The organism is Bradyrhizobium sp. OK095 (assembly GCF_900109945.1).
GTDB lineage: Bacteria > Pseudomonadota > Alphaproteobacteria > Rhizobiales > Xanthobacteraceae > Bradyrhizobium.
Genome location: NZ_FOBX01000005.1, coordinates 398077 through 422256 on the forward strand (window position 1 = coordinate 398077; position 24180 = coordinate 422256).

Genomic DNA, 24180 nt, shown 5'->3' on the forward strand with positions numbered 1-24180 from the left:
CGTGGACTGCGACGAACTGGCGACAGAACGTCATGCCTTTAATTTGGCGTCATGTTGCACGTGCGCGCCTGCTATGTTAGCAAAGCCGCGATTTTAACGGACCCGGCACTTCCTGTGTCGGCCGAAAATCGAAGTCCCGCTTGAATTCCAAGGGCTTGGATCGCTAGGCGCCGCTTTGTGGCGACGGTTTTTCCCTTGCGAGTTTAACAGCAAAAAGAGCGCGTCTGTGGCTGCAGAAGATACGTCCGTTTCCGGTGTGTCCGGTCGTTATGCAACGGCCTTGTTTGAACTGGCCCGCGACCAGAAAGTGGTCGACGAGGTCAAAGCCGATCTCGCCAAATTCGAAGCCTTGCTGAATGAGAGCGCCGATCTGAAGCGCCTCGTCCGCAGCCCGGTGTTCTCGGCCGAGGTCCAGTCCAAGGCTCTCTCGGCCGTGCTGGCCAAGGCCGGCATCGCCGGCATCTCCGCCAATTTCCTCAAAGTGCTGACCGCCAATCGTCGCCTGTTCGCGGTGACTGACGTCATCCGCGCCTATCGCGCCCTGGTTGCCCGGTTCAAGGGTGAGGTGACGGCCGACGTCACCGTGGCGGAAGCGCTCTCGGACAAGAATCTCGACGCCCTCAAGGTTGCCCTGAAGTCGGTGACCGGCAAGGACGTCGCGCTCAACGTGAATGTCGACCCCTCGATCATCGGTGGCCTCGTGGTGAAACTTGGCAGCCGCATGATCGATAGTTCGCTTCGCACCAAACTCAATTCGATCAAGCACGCGATGAAAGAGGCAGGCTGATGGACATCCGCGCCGCGGAAATTTCCGCGATCCTCAAGGACCAGATCAAGAATTTCGGCCAGGAAGCTGAAGTCTCCGAAGTCGGACAAGTGCTGTCCGTCGGCGACGGCATCGCTCGCGTCTACGGTCTCGACAACGTCCAGGCCGGCGAAATGGTCGAGTTCGAGAACGGCACCCGCGGCATGGCGCTGAACCTCGAAACCGACAACGTCGGTATCGTGATTTTCGGCGGCGACCGTGAGATCAAGGAAGGCCAGACCGTCAAGCGCACCCGCGCCATCGTGGACGCGCCGGTCGGCAAGGGCCTGCTCGGCCGCGTCGTCGACGCGCTCGGCAACCCGATCGACGGCAAGGGACCGATCCAGGCCGACAAGCGCATGCGCGTCGACGTCAAGGCGCCCGGCATCATTCCGCGCAAGTCGGTGAGCGAGCCGATGGCGACGGGCCTCAAGGCGATCGACGCCCTGATCCCGATCGGCCGCGGCCAGCGCGAGCTGATCATCGGCGACCGCCAGACCGGCAAGACCGCGATCGCGCTCGACACCATCCTGAACCAGAAGCCGCTCAACGCGCAGCCGGACGAGAACATCAAGCTGTATTGCGTCTACGTCGCGATCGGCCAGAAGCGTTCGACGGTTGCCCAGTTCGTGAAGGTGCTGGAAGAGCAGGGCGCGCTGGAATACTCGATCATCGTCGCCGCCACCGCGTCGGATCCGGCGCCGATGCAGTACATCGCGCCGTTCACCGGCTGCACCATGGGCGAGTATTTCCGCGACAACGGCATGCACGCGGTCATCATCTATGACGATCTGTCCAAGCAGGCCGTCGCCTACCGCCAGATGTCGCTGCTGCTGCGCCGCCCGCCGGGCCGCGAAGCCTATCCCGGCGACGTGTTCTATCTGCATTCCCGCCTGCTCGAGCGCGCGGCGAAGCTGAACAAGGATCAGGGCTCGGGCTCGCTGACGGCGCTGCCGGTCATCGAAACCCAGGCCAACGACGTGTCGGCCTACATTCCGACCAACGTCATCTCGATCACCGACGGCCAGATCTTCCTGGAAACCGACCTGTTCTTCCAGGGCATCCGTCCCGCGGTGAACGTCGGTCTGTCGGTGTCGCGCGTCGGCTCCTCGGCGCAGACCAAGGCCACCAAGAAGGTCGCCGGCAAGATCAAGGGCGAGCTCGCGCAGTACCGCGAAATGGCGGCGTTCGCGCAGTTCGGCTCCGACCTCGATGCCTCGACCCAGCGCCTGCTGAATCGCGGCTCGCGCCTGACTGAGCTCCTGAAGCAGCCGCAGTTCGCGCCGCTGAAGATGGAAGAACAGGTCTGCGTGATCTGGGCCGGCACCAACGGCTATCTCGATCCGCTCCCGGTCAACAAGGTGCGCGCGTTCGAGGACGGTCTGTTGTCGCTGCTGCGCGGCAAGAACGTCGAGATCCTCAATGCGATCCGCGACAGCCGCGATCTCTCCGACGACAGCGCCGCCAAGCTGAAGTCGGTGGTCGAAGCCTTCGCCAAGACCTTCGCTTGATGCTGCATGGCCGGATCTTCCGGCCATGACCGCTTCGCGAGAGGCATAGGAATAAGAAGTGTGCCCGGCACCCGGCCGGGCATTGCGACAGGGACAGGCTAGCGGTCCGACGCTTCAGTCGAACCGCCGGGGTGAGCGAAGAATGGCGTCACTTAAAGACATGCGCGTGCGCATCGCCTCCACCAAGGCGACGCAAAAGATCACCAAGGCCATGCAGATGGTCGCTGCGTCGAGGTTGCGCCGCGCCCAGCAAGCGGCCGAAGCCGCGCGGCCCTATGCCGACAAGATGAGCGCGGTGATCTCCAACATCGCCAGCGCTGCTGCGGGTTCGCCCGGCGCGCCGGCGCTGCTGGCTGGCACCGGCAAGGACCAGGTTCATTTGCTGCTGGTCTGCACCGGCGAGCGTGGCCTGTCCGGCGCCTTCAACTCCTCGATCGTGCGCCTCGCGCGCGAGCGCGCCCAGGCGCTGATGGCACAGGGCAAGGAAGTCAAATTCTTCTGCGTCGGCCGCAAGGGCTATGAGCAGCTTCGTCGTCTGTTCGACAAGCAGATCGTCGAGCATCTCGACCTGCGCAGCGTTCGTCAGCTCGGTTTCGTCAATGCCGAGGACATCGCCAAAAAGGTGCTGGCGCGTTTCGAGAACGGCGAGTTCGACGTCTGCACGCTGTTCTACGCGCAGTTCAAGTCGGTGATCGCCCAGATCCCGACCGCGCAGCAGATGATTCCGCTGGTCGTGGAAGCAAAGGCGGCGAACGCGCCGTCGACGTCCTACGAATACGAGCCGGAGGAAGACGAGCTCCTCTCCGGCCTGCTGCCGCGCAACATCGCGGTGCAGATCTTCCGCGCGCTGCTGGAAAACAATGCTTCGTTCTACGGCGCGCAGATGAGCTCGATGGACAACGCCACCCGCAACGCCGGCGAAATGATCCGCAAGCAAACCCAGATCTACAACCGAACCCGTCAAGCCCAGATCACCAAGGAGCTGATCGAGATCATCTCCGGCGCCGAGGCGGTCTGACGCACGAACTAACGACGGTCGTTCAAGTAAAGAATTTCGAAGGAGAGCTTCATGGCTACAGCAGCTAACCCGGTCGGTCGCGTCACCCAGGTCATGGGCGCCGTCGTCGACGTTCAGTTCGAGGGCCACCTTCCGGCCATTCTCAATTCGCTGGAAACCAAGAACGGCAGCATCCGCCTCGTGCTGGAAGTCGCCCAGCATCTTGGTGAGTCCACCGTGCGCACGATCGCGATGGACGTGACCGAAGGTCTGGTGCGCGGCCAGGAAGTGACCGACACCGGCCAGCCGATCGAGGTTCCGGTCGGCGCCGGCACGCTCGGGCGTATCATGAACGTCATCGGTGAGCCGATCGACGAAGCGGGCCCGATCCCGTCCGAAGGCAAGCGCGCCATCCACCAGGAAGCGCCGACCTACACTGACCAGGCCACCGAAGCCGAAATTCTCGTCACCGGCATCAAGGTTGTCGATTTGCTCGCGCCTTACGCCAAGGGCGGCAAGATCGGCCTGTTCGGCGGCGCCGGCGTCGGCAAGACCGTGCTCATTCAGGAACTGATCAACAACGTCGCCAAGGCGCACGGCGGCAATTCGGTGTTCGCCGGCGTCGGCGAGCGCACCCGCGAAGGCAACGACCTCTATCACGAGTTCATCGAATCCAAGGTCAACGCCGACCCGCACAATCCCGATCCGAGCGTGAAGTCGAAGTGCGCGCTGGTGTTCGGCCAGATGAACGAGCCGCCCGGCGCCCGCATGCGCGTCGCGCTTTCCGGCCTGACGGTCGCCGAGCACTTCCGCGATCAGGGCCAGGACGTGCTGTTCTTCATCGACAATATCTTCCGCTTCACGCAGGCAGGCTCGGAAGTGTCGGCGCTACTCGGCCGCATTCCTTCCGCGGTGGGTTATCAGCCGACGCTGGCCACCGACATGGGCGCGCTGCAGGAGCGCATTACCACCACGAACAAGGGCTCGATCACTTCGGTGCAGGCGATCTACGTGCCGGCTGACGACTTGACCGACCCGGCGCCGGCGACGTCGTTCGCGCATTTGGACGCCACCACGGTGCTGAACCGCGCGATCTCGGAAAAGGGCATCTACCCGGCGGTCGATCCGCTCGACTCGACCTCGCGCATGCTGCAGGCGAATATTGTCGGCGACGAGCACTACACGACCGCGCGCATGGTCCAGCAGGTGCTGCAGCGCTACAAGTCGCTCCAGGACATCATCGCCATTCTCGGCATGGACGAGCTTTCGGAAGAGGACAAGCTGACGGTGGCCCGCGCCCGCAAGATCGAGCGCTTCCTGTCGCAGCCGTTCCACGTCGCCGAAATCTTCACCGGCTCGCCCGGCAAGTTCGTCGACCTCGTGGACACCATCAAGGGCTTCCGCGGCCTCTGCGAAGGCAAGTATGACCATCTCCCCGAAGCCGCCTTCTACATGGTCGGCACCATCGAAGAGGCGGTCGAAAAGGGCAAGAAGCTGGCGGCGGAAGCCGCCTAAGGGCGAATTGCGAGTAGGGAGTAGCGAATAGTCTCGCTGCTTCCGCTCCATTCGCTATTCGCTACTCACCATTCGCAGGTTCTCCATGGCCACCTTCCACTTCGATCTCGTCTCGCCGGAAAAGCTCGCATTCTCGGGCGAAGTCGACCAGGTCGATGTCCCCGGCGTCGAGGGTGATTTCGGCGTGCTGGCAGGACATGCGCCGGTCGTGGCTGCGATCCGCCCGGGCATTCTCACCATCACCACCGGCGGCAAGCACGAGAAGGTCATCGTGCTCGGCGGCCTCGCCGAAGTCTCTGAAAAGGGCCTGACCGTGCTCGCCGATGTCGCGACGTCGCTGGCCGAGCTCGACCGCGCCCAATTCGCCGCGACGATCTCGGAGATGGAAGAGGGTCTGAAGGAGCACGAAGGCGGTGAGCTCGATAACGCCATCGAGCGGCTCGACCACTACAAGAGCATCCAGCAGCAGCTCAGCTCCACGGCTATGCATTAAGCCCCGGCGCACTGCTCCGGGGCAAATCTCGAATTCCTGCTCGAAATTCCTGAACAAGTTCAGCGCTCGTCACGAAAGTGGCGGGCGCTGAAACTTTGTTGCACCGTGCCGGAGATAGCGGCATTCTGCCGCCGCGGATGAGGTTCCAGGGCAGGTCGCAGATGAAGCGCAAGATCGCAGCGATTTTCGCGGCCGATATTGCCGGTTACTCGAGACTGGTCGCGGAAGACGAGGAGGAGACGCTGCGGCGTCTGGCGTCCTACCGTGAAGTCATCGACGACTTCATCGCAAAGGCAAACGGGCGCATCTTCAACACGGCGGGCGACGCCGTGCTCGCGGAATTCCCGAGCGCGGTCGACGCGGTGCGCTGCGCGATCGACATCCAGGAATCGCTGCGGACCCGCAACATGGCCTATCCGCCGAGCCGGCAGATGTCGTTCCGGATCGGCATCACCATCGGCGACGTGGTCGAGCGCGACGGCGATCTCTTGGGGGACGGGGTCAACATTGCCGCACGGCTGGAGGGCCTCGCCGAGGTCGGCGGCATCTGCGTCTCCCGTGCCGTGCACGAGCAGGTTGCCAACAAGCTGTCGGTGCAGTTCGCCGATATCGGCGCGCAGGAAGTGAAGAACATCCCGACGCCGGTGCACGCCTACATGGTGGCGATGCGGCGCGAGGACGGCACCTACACCACGCCGAAGCTGAAGAAGGTGGCCAAGGCGGAGTCCGGGCCGAACTGGATGTGGCCGCTGGTGGTGGGCGTGGTCTCCGTCGTCGCGATCGGCGTCGGCGGATTCCTCTATTTCACCAAGCTCGAGACCACCCAATTGTCGTCGACCGCGACCGCGCCGAGCCCCGTTGTTGCACCATCACACAGCCCAACGCCCGCGATCGCGACAAAGGCGCCTGAGCCCTCACCCACGCCGACACAGAGTGCGGCGGCGGCGCCGACGCCGATGCCATCGCCGCCAGCCGCGTCGGGCGGAAAAATCGTCGTCGATGCGGTGCCGTTTATCGGTGAGCGCCTGCGCGCCTATCTCGGCAATGAATATTCCACCGCCGGCGATTACAAGGCCTTCGCCCTGAACGTCGGCGGCTTCACCGGCTCTTCGGTCAATCAGCCGAACGAGGAGGCCGCGCGCAGCGCGGCGCTCGACCAGTGCCAGAAGCGCGCCGACGCCGCGCAATCGCCGCGGCGCTGCGAGCTCTATGCGGTCGGCAACAATGTCGTCTACGCCCATGGTCGGCCGCCGATGCCGCCGCAGCCTTGGGTTCGGCACGACACCAAGATCGAGCGCGCGTTCGTGTCGAAGGACTTTCCGATGCTGCGCGACCAGGCCAGGAATCGCGTCGAAAACATCTACGTGCCGGCGGCGAAAACGCGCTCGGTCGCGCTCGGCCCGAATGGACAATATTTCATGGTGCTGGGCGCCTCGTCGGTCGATGAAGCGACGCGGCGTTCGCTGGAATCCTGCGGTGGCATCGCCGGTGTGGCCTGCATGATCGTCGCAGTCGACGATGTCTTCGTCGTGCCGATCCCGACCCTGCTCAAGCCCAACGGCTTCTTCCACGCCGCAACCAACTCTTCGATCGTGGCCGATGCGCGCGACGACGTCGTGCGCAAGCTCGGCGACGGCATGGGCTGGAATGCAGTTGCAGTCGGCACCGCGGGCCGCCCCGGTCTCGGCCTGAAAGCCGCCGACGAGCAGACCGCCGTCAACGGCGCACTCGCCGACTGCGTCAAGCACGACAGCGACTGCCACGTCATCGCGATCGGCCCGTTCACGGTGGGGCCGACGAATTGATGCCTGCTGAGCTTGGCCCCACTGAACGCCCCGACGACAGTGCGTTCCCTCCCCCCTTGCGGGGGAGGGCTAGGGAGAGGGGTAGCCCAGCAAAAGGTGTCGGCTATTGATCGTGCACCGAGACAGGTGTGCAGCGGACAGAATCCCCGTGTGGCACCCCTCTCCCTGCCCCTCCCCCGCAAGGGGGGAGGGAATGAGAGAACGGTGCTCCCCTCACACGCAAATTCCCCTCACTATTTCAGCCTCATCTCTATTGTGCATGGGGCTGTTTTCGCAGTTTTAGTTTGCGAATCCAGCAAACTCTCGCGCCACGGCCTGATAAACCTCGCGGCGGAACGGCACGACGACATCGGGGACACGGTCGAGGCGCTCCCAGCGCCAGGCATCGAACTCCGCAGGCTGATCGTTGCGCGGCGTCAGCGGATCGATCTCGTCATCCTTGCCGGTGAAACGCAGCGCGAACCATTTTTGCCGTTGGCCGCGGAATTTCGCGAGGCGATGCGTCTGCGGCCCGTCGTAAGGCGGGAACTCGTAGGTGAGCCAGTCGGTCTCGCCAAGATAGCTCGCGCTCTTGACGCTGGTCTCTTCCCAGAGCTCGCGCATCGCCGCATCGCGCAGATCCTCGCCCTCGTCGACACCGCCCTGCGGCATCTGCCAGTCGAGGCCCGGCAGGATGATCTCGGGTCCGTCGCCTTTGAAGCGGTGGCCGATCAGCACGCGGCCTTCGGCGTTGAACAACGCAATTCCGACATTGGGGCGGTAGGGCTTTTCATTCATCACGCGCGGATCTCTCGTCGTCAGTCCAGGCGATGCCTTAGCACCGAACCCGGGATGACAATTTGAATTAGTCATCCGCGAGCGACGAAAATTCCTTCACCACGCGCTCATAGACCGGGCGCTTGAACGGAATGATCAGCTCGGTCAGGTTCTTCATCGGCTCCCAGCGCCAGCTGACGAATTCGGCCTTGTGGCCGCCGCCGGGGTTTTCGACATTGATCTCGCTGTCCTTGCCTGTAAAGCGGACCGCGAACCATTTCTGGCGCTGACCGCGATAGCGGCCCTTCCAGGCGCGCCCGGCAATCGTGCGGGGGATGTCGTAGATCAGCCAGTCCGGGACCTCGCCGAGCCGCTCGACCGAGCGCACGCTGGTCTCCTCGTAGAGCTCGCGCTTGGCGGCGGCCCAATTGTCCTCGCCGGGATCGACGCCGCCCTGCGGCATCTGCCAGACATGGGTGTCGTCGATATGCTCGATGCCACCGGCACGGCGGCCGATGAATACCAGCCCCTTCGTGTTGATCAGCATCACGCCAACGCAGGTCCGGTAGGGCAGATCCTCGTAACGCGCCATTCCGCCAGACCTCTTGCGTGCTCTCAGTAAGGCTCGAACAGCCCCCATCGGGCCGCTGCCATACCAATCCGTTGATTTAGCTGGATTTTGATTTCAGCATCGCCGTTGTCAATGGCACCAGAAGAATACCTCGGTCGCCCAATGTCTTGGTCCAGGCGCCGATGCGCTCGATCGAGACCGGCAGGGCCGAGGCGGTGCCGATGGCGACGCCCCGCTCGCGGGCCGCCGATTCGAGCTTGTTCAGGGCGCGGTCGATCTCGGTCGGGGTCGGCACCACGTCGATCGCGATGTCGCCCTTGCCGAACGGCATCGCAGCGCTGGCGGTGGCCTGGGGCGCGATGCTGCGGGGCGAGGAGCCGTCGTCGAAGAAGCCGAGGCCGCGCTTGGACGCCTCGCGGATGATCGGCTGCATCGCCGCGTCCGTCGCGATGAAGCGGGCGCCCATGAAATTGGCGAGGCCGGCATAGCCTTGCATCCGGCTCAGATGCCAGTACAGGCGGTCCATGTTCTGGTCGGCCGTGAGCGAGGTCAGCAACGTCTGCGGCCCCGGATCGTTGTCCGGGAAGTCGTAGGGCTCCATCGGGATCTGGAGGAAGATCTCGTGGCGCTGGGCGCGCGCCCGCTCGGCAAGCTTTCCGGGATCAGATCCATAAGGCGTGAATGCCAGCGTCACTGCCGGCGGCAGCTTCATGATCGCGTCGGTGGTCTTGGCAGCGCCGACGCCGAGGCCGCCGATCACGATCGCGACCACCGGCATCTTAGCGGCCCTGGCGCGGTCGGCCTCCGCCGCATAGACGTTGAACGGCTTCATGTCGCCGGCAACCACCGGGATCATGCCGTAGCGCGATTTCTCCAGGAGTTTTTGGTCGATCCCGGCCATGACGGGCGGCGGAGCGGAAGCCGCCGCCGCCTCGCCCTTATCCGCAGCGTCGCCGGCGCCAATCACCACGTCGTGGCGCGTGCCGGTGGAACCGTCGATCATGGTGACGGTCTTCTGGTCGCCCGGCTGCTTCGGCGCTTCCTTGGTCTCGTGCTTGCTCTCCTGACCGTGGCCGGAGGCAGCCGGCTTCTCATCCACGGCCTTGTCGATAGCCTTGTCGGTAGTCTTGGGCTCGTTGATCGCGAGCCGCGTCATCGGTTCGCCGCCGAGCGGATCCTTGTTGAAGATGGCAAAGCCGGCAAAGCCGACCAGGAACAGGCCGAGCAGGGTGGCGAGCAGCTGCATGGCCGTGAACGGCAGCCGCAGCCGGCGTTTGCGGCGCGGCTTGTCCTGTCCGAGCGGGGTGCTCAGATCATCGGCCGTTTCAGTCATGCGCGATCCCGAATCACTGCGGCCGACGATACCACGCCGGGGTCAAGCGGCGGCAGGCCGGGAGAGGCCGGGGGCGCCAGGGTTCCAGGCAACCAGGGTTCCAAGCAAAAAGGGCGGCTCCGGGAGCCGCCCTTTTCGATAGATCGGATGATGCGGTCAGGTCGCCGCCTTAGTTCGCCGCTTTGGGCTTGTCGGCCGCAGCCTTGTCGGTGGTGCCGGGCGTAGGTGCCGCCGAAGCGCTGTTCTTGATGCCGTGGAGCAGATCGTCGGCGAGCTTGAGCGCCTTGTCGTCCTTGGCGTCCGGCGGGACGTAGGACTGCGAGCCGGTCTTCTCGTCGCCGTCGTTCTTGAGATGGCCGCGCAGCGAAGCCTCGCCCTTGGTGTCGGTGCGCGACTTCAGCTCGTCCGGCACGTCCTGGAGCACTTCGATGTCGGGCACGATGCCCTTGGCCTGGATCGACTTGCCCGACGGCGTGTAGTAGCGCGCCGTGGTCAGACGCAGCGCGCCGTTGCCCGAGCCGAGCGGGATGATGGTCTGCACCGAGCCCTTGCCGAACGAGCGCGTGCCGACGATGGTCGCGCGCTTGTGGTCCTGCAGCGCGCCGGCGACGATCTCCGACGCCGAGGCTGAACCGCCATTGACCAGCACGATGACAGGCTTGCCCTTGGTGAGGTCGCCCGCATGCGCGGTGCGGCGCTGGGTCTCCTCGGCATTGCGGCCGCGGGTCGAGACGATCTCGCCCTTCTCCAGGAACGAGTCGGAGACGGTGACCGCTTCCTCGAGCAGGCCGCCCGGGTTGTTGCGGAGGTCGATGACGTAGCCCTTGAGCTTGTCGCCGATCTGATTCGAGAGGTTGGCGACCTCGCGCTTCAGGCCTTCGGTGGTCTGCTCGTTGAAGGTGGTGATGCGGATATAGGCGATGTCGTCGGCCTCGACGCGCGCGCGCACCGAACGCACGCGGATGTTGTCGCGCACGAGCGTGACGTCGATCGGATTGTCCTGGCCCTTGCGGATGATCTTGAGCTTGATCTTGGTGTTGACGGGGCCGCGCATCTTCTCGACCGCCTGGTTCAGGGTCAGGCCCTGCACCGCTTCATCGTCGAGATTGGTAATGATATCGTTGGCCATGACACCGGCGCGCGAGGCGGGCGTGTCGTCGATCGGCGAGACCACCTTGATCAGGCCGTCTTCCATCGTGACCTCGATGCCAAGGCCGCCGAACTCACCGCGGGTCTGCACCTGCATGTCGCGGAAGCTCTTGGCGTCCATGTAGCTCGAATGCGGATCGAGGCCGGTGAGCATGCCGCTGATGGCCGTTTCGATCAGCTTGGTGTCATCGGGCTTCTCGACATAGTCCGAGCGCACGCGCTCGAAGACGTCGCCGAACAGATTGAGCTGGCGATAGGTGTCTGCGGTCGCGGCCCGTGCGCTGGAGCCCATGAAGACCGCGCGCGGCTGGGTCACGAACAGCGTCAGCGCCGCACCAGTGGCCGCGCTGAGGAGGATAACTGAAGTCTTGCGCATCATCCGCGAACCTTCTCGCCTTCATTTGTGGCCCACCATGGGCCTGGATCGATTGGAGTCCCGTCCTTACGGAACTCGACATACAGAACAGGTTGACTCGCGTTCGTGGCGAGAATGGAAGCGACTTGAGAAGTCGACCCCATGGACGCGACCGGCTCCCCCGTGAGCACAAACTGACCGATGTTGACCGAAATGCGCTCCATCCCGGCGATCAACACATGATACCCGCCACCGGCGTTGAGGATCAAGAGTTGTCCATAGCTGCGGAACGGGCCTGAATAGACCACCCAGCAGTCACACGGCGTTGTGACCTGGGAGCCGGGCTTGGTTGCCAGCGAAATGCCCTTCTGGACCCCGCCGACCCCGTCGGAACCGCCAAAGTCCCTGATCTTGTTACCGTTAACCGGCAGAGGCAGGAGCCCCTTGGCGGAGGCGAAGGCGATCGCCGGGGTCGTCCGGGACCGGTCCTTGAAAACGCCCGGGCCGGGCTTGACGCTGGCGGCCGCGTTTGCAGCTGCCTTGGCCTCGGCCTGCTTTGCGGCCTCGGCCGCCTTTTCAGCCGCCTTGGCGGCGCTTTGCAGGTCCTGCTCCATCTTGGCGATCAGCCCCTGGAGATCGCCGACCTGCCGTGACAGCGCGATGGCGCGCGAGTTTTCGGCATCGAGGTCTTTTTCGCGCGAGGCCTGCTGGCGCTGCCGCTCGTCGACGAGGGCGGTGAGCCGGGTCTGGTCGGTGCGGACCTTGTCGCGGTCGGAGGCGAGCTGATCGCGTTCGGTGGCGATGGTTTTGCGCAGGGCCACGAGCTCGCCGAGCTCGCCCGCGATCTTTTCCGCGCGGCCGCGCAGCTCCGGCACCACCGCGCCGAGCAGCATGGCGGTGCGCAGGGATTGCAGCGCGTCTTCGGGCCGCACCAGCAGCGCGGGCGGCGTGCGCCGGCCGGCGCGCTGCAGGGCCGCCAGCACCTCGATGATGTCGGCGCGGCGCGAATCAAGCGAGGTGCGCATCTGCTGCTCGCGGCTGTTCAGCGTCTTCAGCCGTGCTTCGGCTTCGTCGATCTTGGTCTCGACGGTGCGCACATTGGCGGCGGTGTCGATCAATTGCTGATTGAGCTGGGTGCGGTCCTGGCCGAGCGAAGAGATCTCCGACTTCAGCTTGGCCTGCGCCTCTTCCGCGCTCTTCTTGCTCGCGCGCGCGGCTTCCAGCTCCTGCTCGCGCTGCTTGATCGCGTCGGGCGAGACGGCCGCGGTCTGCGGTGTCGTCGCCGTCTGAGCTTGCGCGAGGCTTGCGCCCAAGATGCTTGAGCCCAAGACACTTGTGCCCGAGACGCTCGCAATCAGCAGCAGGTTGATGATCGGCGCTCGCATCGCTTTAGACAAAAGTGCTCGTTGTGGCGCGCATCACGCGCGGTGATAGGGGTGGCCGGCCAGAATGGTGGCGGCCCGATAAAGCTGTTCCAGAAGCATGACGCGGACCATTTGATGCGGCCAGGTCGCAGAGCCGAACGCAATCGCGAGCTTGGCCTTACGGCGCAATTCGGGCGAAAGTCCGTCCGCCCCTCCGATCACGAAGATAGTATGACCGGCACCCTCGTCGCGCCAGCGCCCGAGATGCCGTGCGAATACGGTGGAATCGAGATTCTGGCCGCGCTCGTCCATCGCCACCAGGATCGATTTTTCCGGGATATGCGCGGAGATCGCCGCGGCCTCCTCGGCCATCCGCGTCGCAGTATCGCGCGCGCGGCTCTCGGGGATTTCGTGGATCTGGAGCTCGCGGAATCCGAGCTTGCGGCCGGCTTCGTCGAACCGCTCGAAATAGCGGTCGGCAAGCTCCCGTTCGGGGCCCTGCTTCAGCCGGCCCACCGCAATGACAGCAATACGCATCTTCCGAGTCGTGCTCTCGAGGCCGCGCGCAAGTTGCGCGCGCACGACGCTAGCATGCGCATCAGCCGATTCGAAATCGGCTTAGGGAGCCCAAGTGCTGCGGGAGCCTCAGGGAGCCTGGATCGCCTTCGCCGCCCCTGGGCCCTGCGTGTACAATCTCTCGAGATTGTAGAACTCACGGACCTCGGGTCTGAACACGTGCACGATCACATCGCCGGAATCGATCAGCACCCAGTCGCAATTGGGCAAGCCCTCGACGTGGATGTTCTTGATGCCGGTTTCCTTGAGGCCCTTCGCCACGTTCTCCGCGATCGCGCCAACGTGCCGGTTGGCCCGGCCGGTGGTGACGATCATGTAGTCGGAGTATGCCGATTTGCCGCGAAGGTCGATGGTGACCGTCTCTTCCGCCTTCATGTCGTCGAGGCGGGAGAGGATCAGGCTCAGCGTCTTGTCGGCGTCGGGTTGCGCCTGCAAGGCCGCAGCTTGGGTCGATGTTTTACGCGCCGGTTTTGCCTTGGGTAAAACAGACTTCGATGAAGCTGTCTTGGACAATACAGATGTGGTCAGGGACCATTCCTTTCACTGTATCGCGAACGCCGAATCCAGCGCTCACTGGTTACACTACATCATGTGGGGTTAAGGGTTTCAATATGCCAGAGAGCCCCGTTTCCGTACAGTCTGACTCACTTCGTACCTTTCCAGCTTCCGTCCGGGTTCCGTAAGCCGGTCGACGAGAGATTCAGCTTCATTCCCGTCAGAAAGACCCAGGCCGGTGCCGGCTGATCCGCAAGCAATGCTGCCTTATTCTCGGGCAAGCGGTAGCGCGCAAGCGCCTGGGCGGCGGGCGAGGCGAGGGCGCGAAAACTCTGCGGCGGGCGATCGATGACCGCAATCGGCACCTGGTCGGCGATGCGCCGCCAGTGCTGCCAACGATGGAATTGAGCGAGGTTGTCGGCGCCCATAATCCAGACAAAGCGCAAGCCCGAGAGGCGGCGGCGCAAGGTGTTGATCGTGTCGATAGTATAGCGCGTACGAATGACGGATTCGAGACAGCTCACCTCGATCCTGGAATCGTTGGCGACGTCGCGCGCAGCCTGCATGCGCTCGCCGAGCTCATGCAGATTGCCGTTCTCCTTCAGCGGATTGCCGGGGGTCACCAGCCACCACACGCGATCGAGCTGAAGCCGTTTCAGCGCGAACTGGCTGATCGCGCGATGGGCCTGGTGCGGCGGATTGAACGAGCCGCCGAGCAGGCCGACGCGCATGCCTTCCGTGTAGGGCGGTATGGCCTGCGCGAAGAAACGCGGCGCGACGAAATTGTTACTCAATGTCCGCCCTGTGCGACATTACGGTCGCGTCTGCCCTGTGCCGTGGACGCGATATTTGAAGCTCGTCAATTGCTCGGCGCCGACCGGGCCGCGGGCGTGGAAGCGGCCGGTGGCGATGCCGATCTCGGCGCCGAAGCCGAACTCGCCGCCATCGGCGAACTGCGTCGAGGCGTTGTGCAGCACGATCGCGGAATCGACTTCGCTGAGGAATTTCTTCGCGGTCGCCTCATCCTCGCTCACGATCGCATCGGTGTGCTGCGAACCGTGGCTCTGGATATGCGCGATCGCGCCGTCGACGCCGTCGACCACCTTGGCCGCAATGATCGCGTCGAGATATTCGGTGTCCCAATCGTCTTCGCTCGCGGGCTTCACGCGCGCATCGGCTTTCTGCACGGCGTCGTCGCCGCGCACTTCGCAGCCGGCCTCGATCAGCATCTCGACCAGCGGCTTCAGATTCTTCGCAGCAGCCGCACGATCGACCAGCAGCGTTTCGGCCGCGCCGCAGACGCCGGTGCGGCGCATCTTAGCGTTGAGCACGATCGACTTCGCCATGGCGAGATCGGCGCTGGCGTCGATATAGACGTGGTTGACGCCTTCGAGATGCGCGAACACGGGCACGCGCGCTTCCTGCTCGACACGCGCGACGAGGCTCTTGCCGCCGCGCGGCACGATCACGTCGACGGCGCCGTTCAATCCGGACAGCATCATGCCGACCGCCACGCGGTCGCGCGTCGGCACCAGCGTGATCGCGGCTTCGGGAAGTCCGGCTTCGCGCAGGCCCTGCACCAGGCATTCATGGATGGCGCGGCAGGACCGAAAACTGTCCGAGCCGCCGCGCAGGATCACGGCATTGCCCGATTTCAGGCACAGCACGCCGGCGTCCGCCGCAACGTTCGGCCGGCTTTCGAAAATCACGCCGACGACGCCAAGCGGCACGCGCACGCGCTCGATGGTCATGCCGTTCGGCCGCTGCCAGCTCTCGGTGACAATGCCCACGGGATCGGCGATGCCGCGCACGATGGCGATGCCCTCGGCCATGCCTTCGACGCGCGCGGGCGTCAGCGTCAGGCGGTCGATGAAGGAGGCGATCATGGTGCCGGAGGCGCGGGCATCGGCGACGTCTTCGGCATTGGCGGCAAGAATGGCGGCCGAGTTCGCGCGGATTGCCCGCTCCATGGCTTCCAGCGCCCGGTTCTTCTGCTCCGGCGGCGCCAGCGCCAGCACGCGCGCGGCAGCGCGGGCACGGGTGCCAAGATCGATCATCAGCGCCTGAAGATCGGCATTGCCGTCGACGGCTTTGAGGGGGGCGGCCATAGCTAGTTCAACCTTCTGCTAAGGCAGTGTCCTAGCACGGAAATCCCGCTTTTGCGAAGGGCGGGGAGGGTATGGCAGGGGCCCGGTTCGCGCCGCCAGCTCGGCCAATAGCCTGGTTGTGCCGGTGGCCGGGCGGGTCCTTGCGAAGCGCTCAAATATCAATAAGTATCAATATTTGATAACGGAGCCGCCCATGGCGAGCAGCTACAGCATCGGCAAGCATTTCGAAGACCTGATCGACAATCTGCTTGAGAGCGGCCGCTATGCCACCGCGAGCGAGGTCATGCGCGAAGGCCTTCGCCTCGTCGAGGAGCGCGAAGAGCGGCGCAAGCTCAAGCTTGAGGCGCTGCGGGAGGAAATCCAGAAGGGGTTTGACAGCGGACCGATGGAAGAGGTCGATGTCCAGGAATGGATGAAGGACATCAAGGCGCGAGGACGGCAGCGACTGGCCGCGCGCAAACGTGGCGAATAGGTTTCGTAAGGCCCCGCAAGCCGATCTCGACCTCGATTCGATTTGGGATTTCATCGCGTCGGACAGCATTCGGGCCGCCGACAAGCAGATCGCACGTCTCGGCGAGATCTTCGAAATGCTCTTGGAGAATCCGCTGGCTGGGCGCGAACGACGAGAGCTGCGCGCTGGCCTGCGCAGCTTCCCGGTCGGCAACTTCGTGATCTTCTATGTCCCGTTGCCCGATGGCATCGAGATCATCCGCGTCATGCACGGCCGTCAGGATATCGGCGCCGGCGACATGCAGTAGCCGGCGTTCGTTCGGCCTCTACCCGCCCACCACCAGATCGTCGCGGTGAATCATCTCCGATCTCCCGCTGATGCCGAGGATGGTCATCACGTCCGGGGAGGAGCGGCCCTTGATCCGCTCGGCGACCTCGGCGTCATAGGCGATCAGGCCGCGACCGACCTCGCTGGTGTCGGGGCCGCGGACGATCACGGCATCGCCGCGGGCGAACTGGCCCTCGACCTTGATCACGCCGGCCGGCAGCAGGCTGGCGCCGGCGCGCAGCGCGGTCACCGCGCCCGCATCGATGGTCAGCGTGCCCTTCGGCTCCAGCGTGCCTGCGATCCAGCGTTTTCGCGAGGTGATGGGGTTGGCCGGCGTCAGGAACCAGGTGCAACGGCCGCCATTGGCGATCGCTTGCAACGGATGCTCGATCTTGCCGGAGGCGATCAGCATGTGGGTGCCGCCGGTGGTCGCGATCTTGGCGGCCTCGACCTTGGTGCGCATGCCGCCGCGCGACAGCTCGGACTCGGCGTCTCCCGCCACCGCCTCGATCTCCGAGGAAATGCTGTCGACGACCGGAATGAGCTTTGCGTTCGGGTTGTTCTTCGGCGGGGCGTCGTAGAGCCCGTCGATGTCCGACAGCAGCACCAGCAGATCGGCGCTCGCCATGGTGGCGACGCGCGCGGCGAGGCGGTCATTGTCGCCGTAGCGGATCTCGTTGGTGGCGACCGTGTCGTTCTCGTTGATCACGGGGATCGCGCGCCACTCCAGGAGCTTGCCGATGGTGGAGCGGGCGTTGAGATAGCGGCGGCGCTCCTCGGTGTCCTGGAGCGTCACCAGGATCTGGCCGGCGCCGATGCCGTGCGCGCCGAGCACCTCGGACCAGATCCGCGCCAGTTCGATCTGGCCGACGGCTGCCGCGCCCTGGCTTTCCTCCAGCTTCAGCGGTCCGCGCGGCAGCTTGAGCCGGCTGCGGCCAAGCGCGATCGAGCCTGAGGAGACGACGAGGACGTCGCGGCCCTCGCGATGCAGCTTGGCCATGTCGTCGGCCAGCGCGGCGAGCCAGGACGCCCGCACCTCGCCCCTGTCGGAATCGACCAGCAGCGCGGAGCCGACCTTGACGACGATGCGGCGGAATTGACTGAGTTCGGGGCTGGCCATGGTGCGTGCGACGAATTGCTCTGCGTTGGAAACGGCGGAGCGACAGGCGGCGCCGGGTAAGGCCTGCTTTTGCAGCAGGACGATGGCCGGCGCAAGGCGGGCCGGATGGTAAACGGCGAAGGTCGGCCTTGTCTCGGACGTCTGCCTGGCTCTAATTGCCGCCAACGATAATGGGCTGAAAGAGGAAACGAATGGATCGCCGCAAATTCTTGGCCGGATGTCTCGGGCTGCCGCTGCTGGCGCAGGCGGGCGAGGTGCAAGCGCAGGCCGGGCTGACGAAAGTCATCTTCCCGTTCGCGGCGGGCGCGGGCGGCGACACGCTATGCCGGCTGATTGCACAGGAGATGGCCCCGGCACTGCAACGGACCATCGTGGTCGAGAACCGCACCGGCGGCGATGGCCTGATCGGCATCAAGGCGGTGAAGGGCGGTAGCCCCGACGGCAGCATGGTGCTGGTGACGACAGGGCCCACCATGTACCTGCTGCCGATGGTGGAGACGATTCCGAGCTTCGATACGGCCAAGGATTTCATGCCGGTGTCGCTGCTCGCGCGCTTCGAATTCGCCGTCGTGGTCGGCCCAGGAATCGATGCCGCCGATTTCAAGGGATTTGTCGCCTGGCTGAAGGCGCATCCCGACAAGACCTCGTTCGGCGTGCCGAGCAACGGCACCATTCCGCACTTCATGGGCTCCAAGCTCGAAAAGGATCTCGGCATCCCCCTGACCCGCGTGCCCTATCGCGGCAGCGCGCCGATCCTCAACGACATCATTGGCGGCCACATCTCGTTTGGCATCACGACATTGGCGGATGCGCTGCCGCAGCATCGCGCCAAGGGCGTGAAGATCATCGCGGTCAGTAGCGCGGAGCGTTCGCCGTTCGCGCCCGACGTTCCGACATTGAAGGAGAGCGGCATCGATCTCGTCGCCGACGCCTGGTACGGGATGTGGCTCCCCGCCGGCAGTCCGCCGGAATTCGCCAGCAAGCTTGCTGCTGCCGCAAGCGCCGCGCTCGCCAAGCCCGAGGTGAAGGAGAAGCTCACCGCGATCGGGCTGATCCCGGTCGGCAGCAGCGCGGATGGGCTGACGAAGGAGCTCGCCGCCAACACGGCGTTCTGGCAGCCGATCGTCAAGGCGACGGGGTACAAGATCGAGAATTAACTCGCAAGCTCCGCCCCATCCCCTCATCCTGAGGAGCTTGCGAAGCAAGCGTCTCGAAGGATGAAGGCCCCGCTGTTGCAGCTCGGCCTGCATGGTTCGAGACGGCGCTATCGCGCCTCCTCACCATGAGGATTTTAGAGCTTCGCCCGTTGCTCGATCCCACCACGGATCGACGCAAGCTCGGTCTCATCCCAGACGCCGATCAGGATGCCACCCTTCACCTGCAGCTGATTATCCGCATAGTTCGCGATCTTCTCGCGTGGCGTGGTGATGTGGTCGTTCGGATGCAGCGCCCAGTCGAACAGCTCGGCCTGTAATCGTGCAACGATGCCGGCGCATTCCGGATCGTCGCCGCGATCCAGAAACTCTTCCGGATCGGTTTCGAGATCGTACAGCATCGGGCGGAAGCTGGAGGCGTGGATGTATTTCCAGCGGCCGTCGAACACCATGAACAGGCGGCAGCGCTCGATCGGCTGGTTCAGTTTTAGCCGGACATCCTGCATGGAATAGTCGTATTCGGAGAATGCGACCTTGCGCCAATCCGGCGGCGTCGGTCCGCGCAGCAATGGCAGCAACGAGCGCCCTTCGAGGATGTGGCCGGGCACCTTGCCGCCGAAATAATCGACGAAGGTCGGCGCGAGATCGATGCCTTCGACCAGCGCGTCGCTGCGCGTGCCGCGCGTGGCGTCGGCTTCCCTGGAGGGATCGATGACGATCAACGGAATCTTTGCCGACTGTTCGTGGAACAGATCCTTCTCGCCCATCCAGTGATCGCCGAGATAATCGCCGTGATCGGAGGTGAACACGATCATGGTTGTGTCCAGCAGGTCGCGTTCCTCCAGGAATTTCATCAGCACGCCCATCTGGTCGTCGATCTGGGTGATCAGGCCCATATAGGTCGGGATCACCTTCTCGCGGGCATCGTCGCGCGCCATGTTGCGGGAGTAGCGCATGTCCATATAGGCGCCGAACACCGGATGCGGATTCTGCCGCTCGCGCTCGGAGCGGATCACCGGAATCATGTCATCCGTCGAATACATGCTGGCGTAGGGCTCGGGCGCGATGTAGGGCCAGTGCGGCTTGATGTAGGACAGATGCAGGCACCACGGCCGGCCGTCGGTCTCGGCTTCGCCGATGAAGTCCATCGCGCGACGCGTCATGTAGGGCGTCTCGGAATGCTCGTCCGGCACGCGCGCGGCCTTGTCGGCGTGCACCAGCAGCCAGCCGTTCTGCAAGCTGCCGTCTTCCGCAGCGCCTGAATTGGCCCAGTGCTCCCAGGGATTGGTGGCGTCAAAACCCTGCTGGCGCAGATATTCATCGTATTTCGGGCGCGGCCGCCCGGTCGGATGCAGGCCGTCGTCGCGCTCGTAAGGTTCAAAACCGCATTCGGCGACATGCACGCCGATCATCGATTCCGGCGGGATGCCGAGCGCCTTCATGCCTTCGAGATCAGGCGCCATGTGGGTCTTGCCGACCAGCACATTGCGCACGCCGATTTTCTTCAGATGATCGCCAAGCGTCGGCTCGCCGACGCGCAAGGGCCAACCGTTCCAGTGCGAGCCGTGCGAGCGCATGTAGCGGCCGGTGTAGAACGACATCCGCGACGGACCGCAGATCGGCGACTGCACATAGGCCTTCGAGAACAGCACGCCGCGCTTGGCCATGGCGTCGATGTTCGGCGTCTTCAGTGTGGGATGGCCGGTGCAGCCGAGATAATCATAGCGAAGCTGGTCGCACATGATCCAGAGAACGTTCTTCGCGCGCGCCATGCCTCGCCCCTGTCGTTTCTTGATTGTTCGATGCTGCGCTATTGCGCTAGCCAAGACAAGCGGGCCGCCTGAGTGGTCGGATCAAGCCGACCACGGCTCCGCTTCAGCAGTGCTCTTGGCCTTGGTGGACACCGGAGCCTCGCCAATCACCTCGACAAGGGCGCGCAATGCTTCCTTGACGCCGTCGCCGGTGATGCCGGAGAGCAGCAGCGGAGTCTTCTTGGCGGCGCGCTTCAACCGGTCCTTCTGCTTTTTCAATTCGTCCGGCTCGACCGCGTCGATCTTGTTCAGCGCGACGATCTCGATCTTGTCGGTCAAGAGCCCGCCATAAGCATCGAGTTCCGCTCGCACCGTCTTGTAGGCCTTGCCGGCATGCTCGCAGGTTGCATCGATGAGGTGCAGCAGCACGCGGCAACGCTCGACATGGGCGAGGAAGCGGTCGCCGAGACCCACACCTTCATGCGCGCCTTCGATCAGACCCGGAATGTCCGCCAGCACGAATTCGCGGCCGTCTGCGTTCACGACACCGAGCTGCGGATGCAGCGTTGTGAAGGGATAGTCGGCGATCTTCGGCCGCGCTGCGCTGACCTTGGCGAGGAAAGTCGACTTGCCGGCATTGGGCAGGCCGACGACGCCGGCATCCGCGATCAGCTTCAGCTTCAGCCAGATCCAGCGCTCCTCGCCGGTCTGGCCGGGATTGGCGTTGCGTGGTGCGCGGTTGGTCGATGTTTTGAAATGGGCGTTGCCGAAGCCGCCATTGCCGCCTTCGGACAGCACGAATTTTTCACCGACATCGGTGAAATCGTGGATCATCGTCTCGCGATCTTCGTCGAAGATCTGCGTGCCCAAGGGGACCTTCAGCACGATGTTCTTGCCGTTGGCGCCGTGGCGGTCCGAGCCCGAGCCGTTCTCGCCCTTCTGAGCCTTGAAGTGCTGCTGGTAGCGGTAGTCGATCAGCGTGTTGAGGCCATCGGCGACCTCGATGATGACATTGCCGCCGCGGCCGCCATTGCCGCCGGAGGGACCACCGAATTCAATGAATTTTTCGCGGCGGAACGCCACGCAGCCGTTTCCGCCGTCACCGGAGCGGATATAGACCTTTGCTTCGTCGAGGAATTTCATGGGCCATAGGTAGGCCAGCCGGTCCCCCGCGGCAACCCGGACTTACCCCTGAATCGGCCGAAATTCCGCGAATTTCGGCCCGTGCTTAACCAGCAGGCCTTCGCCGGATCAGGAATTTCTGGATGCCCTCCAGCACCAGCTCCTTGCGCTGGTTGTAAACGGTGCTTTTCAGCGTCACCGTCCCGGTCGTACGGCCTGGCACGAGTTCGATCACCTCGAGCGCGGGGTAGATGGTGTCATCGGCGAACACCGGCGTGAGGAACCGGCTCGACTGCTCGAGGAAGCCGACCAGAGAGTCCTCGACCATGAACGGAAACAGCCCCGCGCCGGGCGCGGTGTGGATCAGGGTCTGGAAGCCGTGGGCCAGCAGATGCGGCATGCCGCGGGCGCGGCAATACTCGACATCATAATGCACGGGATGGGTGTCGCCGCTCGCGGTCTGGAACGCCGCGAACACCGCGGTGGTTTGCGTCCGGCTCGGCAGCACAAAACGTTCGCCGACGACGAAATCCTCAAACCAGCGTTGCGTAGGGATCATGCGGTGCTGGGTCGGATCGAAGTCGGTCATGTCTGGCTCTTCTTGTCGGTGCGGCACCTATCGCTACCGCGACGTGAAGAGTGCGACAATCCGTTCAATTCGACGAGGCCGGGCTTGTCGCGGGCGCTCACGCCATTAAAACGGCCGCAAGCGACTCTCTGGTCGCCTGATCCTGACGCTCCCTCCGCTCGTCATTGCGAGGAGCCCTTGCGACGAAGCAATCCAGACTGCCGCCTCAGAGACAGTCTGGATTGCTTCGCTTCGCTCGCAATGACGACCTCTCACAGTCCGACTTGTTCAATGCCCTTCTTCAAGAACCTCTCCGCCTATGACGACCGATCGGCGCGCCTCGCCGGCATCGGGCTCATGGTGCTGTCGATCTTCATGTTCTCGTTCGGCGACGCCATGGGCAAGTTCCTGGTCGGGACCTATTCGGTGGGGCAGCTGCTGTTCCTGCGTGGCAGCGCGGCGCTGCTTTTGCTGCTGCCGATCATCTGGCGGCATCGCCGGGATTTCGTTCACATGGAGAGGCCGTGGTTGCAGCTCGTCCGCGTCACGCTGTCGACGCTGGAGGTCGCCGCCTTCTTCATCGCAACGGTCTATCTGCCGCTCGCCGACGTCATCACCTATTATCTCGCCGGTCCCATCTTCGTCACCGCGATGTCGGCGATCTTCCTGCGCGAGAAGGTCGGCTGGCGGCGCTGGACCGCGATCCTGATCGGCTTCTGCGGCGTCGTGATTGCGCTGCGGCCGTCGGCGCAGACCGTCAGCCTGCCGGCGCTGATCGCGCTCGGCGGCAGCCTGTCTTTTGCAACGTTGATGCTGATCACCCGCAGCCTGCGCAAGACGCCCGACATCGTGATGGCGTCCTCGCAATTCGTCGGCACGTTCCTGCTGGGTGCGGTGATGTCGGCATTTCACTGGGTGCAGCCGACGCCGGGCAGTCTCGTGATCTTTGCGCTGGCGGGGGTCATTTCGGTGACCGCGCTGTTCTGCGTCAACCGCTCGCTCAAGCTGGCGCCGGCGAGTGTGGTTGTGCCCTACCAATATTCGATGATCGTCTGGGCCGTGATCTTCGGCTTCGTCGTGTTCGGCGATGTGCCTGAGGTCGCCACCATCGTCGGTGCCGCCATCATCATCGGCGCCGGGTTCTATATTTATCTGCGCGAGCGCGATCTCGGACGCCCGAGCGCCGAAGTGAATCCGCCAGCATAGTGCTTACCCTCCGAGGGAGGGTAAGCATCTGTGGCCTACCTCATCCTTCGCGCACTGCTCCAGCTCTTCAGCGACGACCACACGCCGCGCGAGAGGCGGAAGCAGTCGACCGGCGTGGACGAGCCTAGCGCCAGGAAGCGATGCAGCTGCACGCCGCTCCACTGGAAGCCGCACTTCTCCAGCACGTTGCGCGAGGCCGGATTAGTGACGCGTGCGCCCGCATAGAGGTGGTCGTCCTCGAGCTCCTCGAAGAAGAAGTCGATCGCGCCGCGCGCGGCTTCGGTGGCATAGCCCCGGCCCCAATGCTCGACGCCGAGCCAATAGCCGAGCTCGGCATTGCCGGGCGTGGAGCGATCGATGCCGACCATGCCGACCGGCCCGCTGTCGTGCTCGATCAGGAACGCGGTCTCGTTGCCGAGCACGGCCGTGCCGCGGATGAATGCGACGGCGTCGTCCTGCGAATAGGGAAAAGGGAGGCGGCGGGTGTTTTCCGCGACACGGCGGTCGTTGGCGAGGTGGGCAATGGTCTTGACGTCGGCGAGGGTCGGCCGCCGCAAGGTCAGTCGCTCGGTGGCGACGACGCTGGGTCTCGCCTCCTGCAAGGTCACGCTCGAGAAATCCTGCAACATGTCCGGCTCCGTCAAAGTC

General features: G+C 64.2%; 24 protein-coding genes. 10 read left to right on the forward strand and 14 right to left on the reverse strand.

The features are described 5' to 3' along the window. Window positions 1-226: 226 nt before the first annotated feature. From BMW89_RS16270 to BMW89_RS16295, 6 genes are all read left to right on the forward strand, one after another. A complete protein-coding gene (locus tag BMW89_RS16270) occupies window positions 227-787 on the forward strand; it encodes a F0F1 ATP synthase subunit delta (RefSeq protein ID WP_092027982.1) in 561 nt (186 codons plus the stop codon). Beyond that, a complete protein-coding gene (atpA, locus tag BMW89_RS16275) occupies window positions 787-2316 on the forward strand; it encodes a F0F1 ATP synthase subunit alpha (protein ID WP_092027983.1) in 1530 nt (509 codons plus the stop codon). The genes BMW89_RS16270 and atpA overlap by 1 nt, the downstream gene beginning before the upstream one ends. Window positions 2317-2458: 142 nt before the next feature. After that, on the forward strand, window positions 2459-3334 hold the full coding sequence (locus tag BMW89_RS16280; protein ID WP_092027984.1) for a F0F1 ATP synthase subunit gamma: 876 nt from the start codon (window positions 2459-2461) through the stop codon (window positions 3332-3334). Window positions 3335-3385: 51 nt separating this feature from the next. Then, a complete protein-coding gene (gene atpD, locus BMW89_RS16285; protein ID WP_092027985.1) occupies window positions 3386-4828 on the forward strand; it encodes a F0F1 ATP synthase subunit beta in 1443 nt (480 codons plus the stop codon). Between the two features lie 85 nt (window positions 4829-4913). Then, on the forward strand, window positions 4914-5321 hold the full coding sequence (locus BMW89_RS16290) for a F0F1 ATP synthase subunit epsilon (RefSeq protein ID WP_092027986.1): 408 nt from the start codon (window positions 4914-4916) through the stop codon (window positions 5319-5321). A 161-nt stretch (window positions 5322-5482) separates the two neighbouring features. Further along, window positions 5483-7126: an adenylate/guanylate cyclase domain-containing protein gene (locus BMW89_RS16295; RefSeq protein WP_092028079.1), complete on the forward strand. Its 1644-nt coding sequence runs from the start codon at window positions 5483-5485 to the stop codon at window positions 7124-7126. Between the two features lie 279 nt (window positions 7127-7405). Here BMW89_RS16295 and BMW89_RS16300 read toward each other — a convergent pair whose 3' ends face one another. The 9 genes from BMW89_RS16300 to BMW89_RS16340 all read right to left on the reverse strand — a co-directional run bounded on the left by BMW89_RS16300 (window position 7406) and on the right by BMW89_RS16340 (window position 15833). Further along, window positions 7406-7906 (reverse strand): RNA pyrophosphohydrolase, encoded by a 501-nt coding sequence (locus BMW89_RS16300; RefSeq protein ID WP_092027987.1) that lies wholly within the window; start codon window positions 7904-7906, stop codon window positions 7406-7408. A gap of 64 nt (window positions 7907-7970) precedes the next feature. After that, a complete protein-coding gene (locus BMW89_RS16305) occupies window positions 7971-8474 on the reverse strand; it encodes an RNA pyrophosphohydrolase (RefSeq protein WP_092027988.1) in 504 nt (167 codons plus the stop codon). Between the two features lie 76 nt (window positions 8475-8550). Beyond that, on the reverse strand, window positions 8551-9786 hold the full coding sequence (locus BMW89_RS16310) for a divergent polysaccharide deacetylase family protein (protein ID WP_092027989.1): 1236 nt from the start codon (window positions 9784-9786) through the stop codon (window positions 8551-8553). 169 nt (window positions 9787-9955) lie between these two features. Then, window positions 9956-11314 carry a S41 family peptidase gene (locus BMW89_RS16315; protein ID WP_092027990.1) on the reverse strand — a complete coding sequence of 453 codons (1359 nt, stop codon included), beginning with the start codon at window positions 11312-11314 and terminating at the stop codon, window positions 9956-9958. Beyond that, entirely contained in the window at window positions 11311-12675 is a 1365-nt protein-coding gene (locus tag BMW89_RS16320) for a murein hydrolase activator EnvC family protein (protein WP_092027991.1), read from the reverse strand. The genes BMW89_RS16315 and BMW89_RS16320 overlap by 4 nt, the downstream gene beginning before the upstream one ends. A gap of 33 nt (window positions 12676-12708) precedes the next feature. Further along, window positions 12709-13191 (reverse strand): 23S rRNA (pseudouridine(1915)-N(3))-methyltransferase RlmH, encoded by a 483-nt coding sequence (rlmH, locus tag BMW89_RS16325; protein WP_092028080.1) that lies wholly within the window; start codon window positions 13189-13191, stop codon window positions 12709-12711. A 108-nt stretch (window positions 13192-13299) separates the two neighbouring features. Beyond that, a complete protein-coding gene (gene rsfS / locus BMW89_RS16330; protein ID WP_092027992.1) occupies window positions 13300-13665 on the reverse strand; it encodes a ribosome silencing factor in 366 nt (121 codons plus the stop codon). A 209-nt stretch (window positions 13666-13874) separates the two neighbouring features. Next, on the reverse strand, window positions 13875-14519 hold the full coding sequence (locus tag BMW89_RS16335) for a nicotinate-nucleotide adenylyltransferase (protein WP_092027993.1): 645 nt from the start codon (window positions 14517-14519) through the stop codon (window positions 13875-13877). An 18-nt stretch (window positions 14520-14537) separates the two neighbouring features. Next, on the reverse strand, window positions 14538-15833 hold the full coding sequence (locus tag BMW89_RS16340; protein ID WP_092027994.1) for a glutamate-5-semialdehyde dehydrogenase: 1296 nt from the start codon (window positions 15831-15833) through the stop codon (window positions 14538-14540). Window positions 15834-16026: 193 nt separating this feature from the next. Between BMW89_RS16340 and BMW89_RS16345 the strand changes: the two genes are divergently transcribed. After that, the gene (locus BMW89_RS16345) at window positions 16027-16305 is read left to right on the forward strand and encodes a type II toxin-antitoxin system ParD family antitoxin (protein WP_092027995.1); all 279 of its coding nucleotides are present in this window, start codon (window positions 16027-16029) and stop codon (window positions 16303-16305) included. Beyond that, entirely contained in the window at window positions 16295-16591 is a 297-nt protein-coding gene (locus BMW89_RS16350) for a type II toxin-antitoxin system RelE/ParE family toxin (RefSeq protein WP_092027996.1), read from the forward strand. The genes BMW89_RS16345 and BMW89_RS16350 overlap by 11 nt, the downstream gene beginning before the upstream one ends. An 18-nt stretch (window positions 16592-16609) precedes the next feature. Here BMW89_RS16350 and proB read toward each other — a convergent pair whose 3' ends face one another. Beyond that, complete coding sequence (proB, locus tag BMW89_RS16355; RefSeq protein WP_092027997.1) at window positions 16610-17731, reverse strand: glutamate 5-kinase; 1122 nt, start codon at window positions 17729-17731, stop codon at window positions 16610-16612. Window positions 17732-17922: 191 nt separating this feature from the next. Between proB and BMW89_RS16360 the strand changes: the two genes are divergently transcribed. Then, window positions 17923-18888 (forward strand): Bug family tripartite tricarboxylate transporter substrate binding protein, encoded by a 966-nt coding sequence (locus tag BMW89_RS16360; protein WP_092027998.1) that lies wholly within the window; start codon window positions 17923-17925, stop codon window positions 18886-18888. A 134-nt stretch (window positions 18889-19022) separates the two neighbouring features. Here BMW89_RS16360 and BMW89_RS16365 read toward each other — a convergent pair whose 3' ends face one another. The 3 genes from BMW89_RS16365 to BMW89_RS16375 form a co-directional block, all read right to left on the reverse strand. Continuing rightward, on the reverse strand, window positions 19023-20657 hold the full coding sequence (locus tag BMW89_RS16365) for an alkaline phosphatase family protein (protein ID WP_092027999.1): 1635 nt from the start codon (window positions 20655-20657) through the stop codon (window positions 19023-19025). A gap of 81 nt (window positions 20658-20738) precedes the next feature. Next, on the reverse strand, window positions 20739-21779 hold the full coding sequence (gene obgE, locus BMW89_RS16370) for a GTPase ObgE (protein ID WP_092028000.1): 1041 nt from the start codon (window positions 21777-21779) through the stop codon (window positions 20739-20741). A gap of 85 nt (window positions 21780-21864) precedes the next feature. Beyond that, window positions 21865-22347 (reverse strand): MaoC family dehydratase, encoded by a 483-nt coding sequence (locus BMW89_RS16375; RefSeq protein ID WP_092028001.1) that lies wholly within the window; start codon window positions 22345-22347, stop codon window positions 21865-21867. A gap of 270 nt (window positions 22348-22617) precedes the next feature. On the opposite strand from BMW89_RS16375, the gene BMW89_RS16380 reads away from it, so the two are divergent. Continuing rightward, entirely contained in the window at window positions 22618-23532 is a 915-nt protein-coding gene (locus tag BMW89_RS16380; RefSeq protein WP_092028002.1) for a DMT family transporter, read from the forward strand. 35 nt (window positions 23533-23567) lie between these two features. Here the strand turns inward: BMW89_RS16380 and BMW89_RS16385 are convergent, their stop codons facing one another. Next, window positions 23568-24161 (reverse strand): GNAT family N-acetyltransferase, encoded by a 594-nt coding sequence (locus BMW89_RS16385; protein WP_177196081.1) that lies wholly within the window; start codon window positions 24159-24161, stop codon window positions 23568-23570. Window positions 24162-24180 lie beyond the last annotated feature (19 nt).

Bases quoted from the DNA above. Each gene is read 5' to 3' on its own strand.
- atpA (WP_092027983.1), top strand. From the start codon at position 787: ATGGACATCCGCGCCGCGGAAATTTCCGCGATCCTCAAGGACCAGATC.
- BMW89_RS16280 (WP_092027984.1), top strand. From the start codon at position 2,459: ATGGCGTCACTTAAAGACATGCGCGTGCGCATCGCCTCCACCAAGGCG.
- atpD (WP_092027985.1), top strand. From the start codon at position 3,386: ATGGCTACAGCAGCTAACCCGGTCGGTCGCGTCACCCAGGTCATGGGC.
- BMW89_RS16290 (WP_092027986.1), top strand. From the start codon at position 4,914: ATGGCCACCTTCCACTTCGATCTCGTCTCGCCGGAAAAGCTCGCATTC.
- BMW89_RS16295 (WP_092028079.1), top strand. From the start codon at position 5,483: ATGAAGCGCAAGATCGCAGCGATTTTCGCGGCCGATATTGCCGGTTAC.
- BMW89_RS16305 (WP_092027988.1), bottom strand. From the start codon at position 8,474: ATGGCGCGTTACGAGGATCTGCCCTACCGGACCTGCGTTGGCGTGATG.
- BMW89_RS16310 (WP_092027989.1), bottom strand. From the start codon at position 9,786: ATGACTGAAACGGCCGATGATCTGAGCACCCCGCTCGGACAGGACAAG.
- BMW89_RS16315 (WP_092027990.1), bottom strand. From the start codon at position 11,314: ATGATGCGCAAGACTTCAGTTATCCTCCTCAGCGCGGCCACTGGTGCG.
- BMW89_RS16320 (WP_092027991.1), bottom strand. From the start codon at position 12,675: ATGCGAGCGCCGATCATCAACCTGCTGCTGATTGCGAGCGTCTCGGGC.
- rlmH (WP_092028080.1), bottom strand. From the start codon at position 13,191: ATGCGTATTGCTGTCATTGCGGTGGGCCGGCTGAAGCAGGGCCCCGAA.
- BMW89_RS16340 (WP_092027994.1), bottom strand. From the start codon at position 15,833: ATGGCCGCCCCCCTCAAAGCCGTCGACGGCAATGCCGATCTTCAGGCG.
- BMW89_RS16345 (WP_092027995.1), top strand. From the start codon at position 16,027: ATGGCGAGCAGCTACAGCATCGGCAAGCATTTCGAAGACCTGATCGAC.
- proB (WP_092027997.1), bottom strand. From the start codon at position 17,731: ATGGCCAGCCCCGAACTCAGTCAATTCCGCCGCATCGTCGTCAAGGTC.
- BMW89_RS16360 (WP_092027998.1), top strand. From the start codon at position 17,923: ATGGATCGCCGCAAATTCTTGGCCGGATGTCTCGGGCTGCCGCTGCTG.
- BMW89_RS16365 (WP_092027999.1), bottom strand. From the start codon at position 20,657: ATGGCGCGCGCGAAGAACGTTCTCTGGATCATGTGCGACCAGCTTCGC.
- obgE (WP_092028000.1), bottom strand. From the start codon at position 21,779: ATGAAATTCCTCGACGAAGCAAAGGTCTATATCCGCTCCGGTGACGGC.
- BMW89_RS16375 (WP_092028001.1), bottom strand. From the start codon at position 22,347: ATGACCGACTTCGATCCGACCCAGCACCGCATGATCCCTACGCAACGC.
- BMW89_RS16380 (WP_092028002.1), top strand. From the start codon at position 22,618: ATGCCCTTCTTCAAGAACCTCTCCGCCTATGACGACCGATCGGCGCGC.
- BMW89_RS16385 (WP_177196081.1), bottom strand. From the start codon at position 24,161: ATGTTGCAGGATTTCTCGAGCGTGACCTTGCAGGAGGCGAGACCCAGC.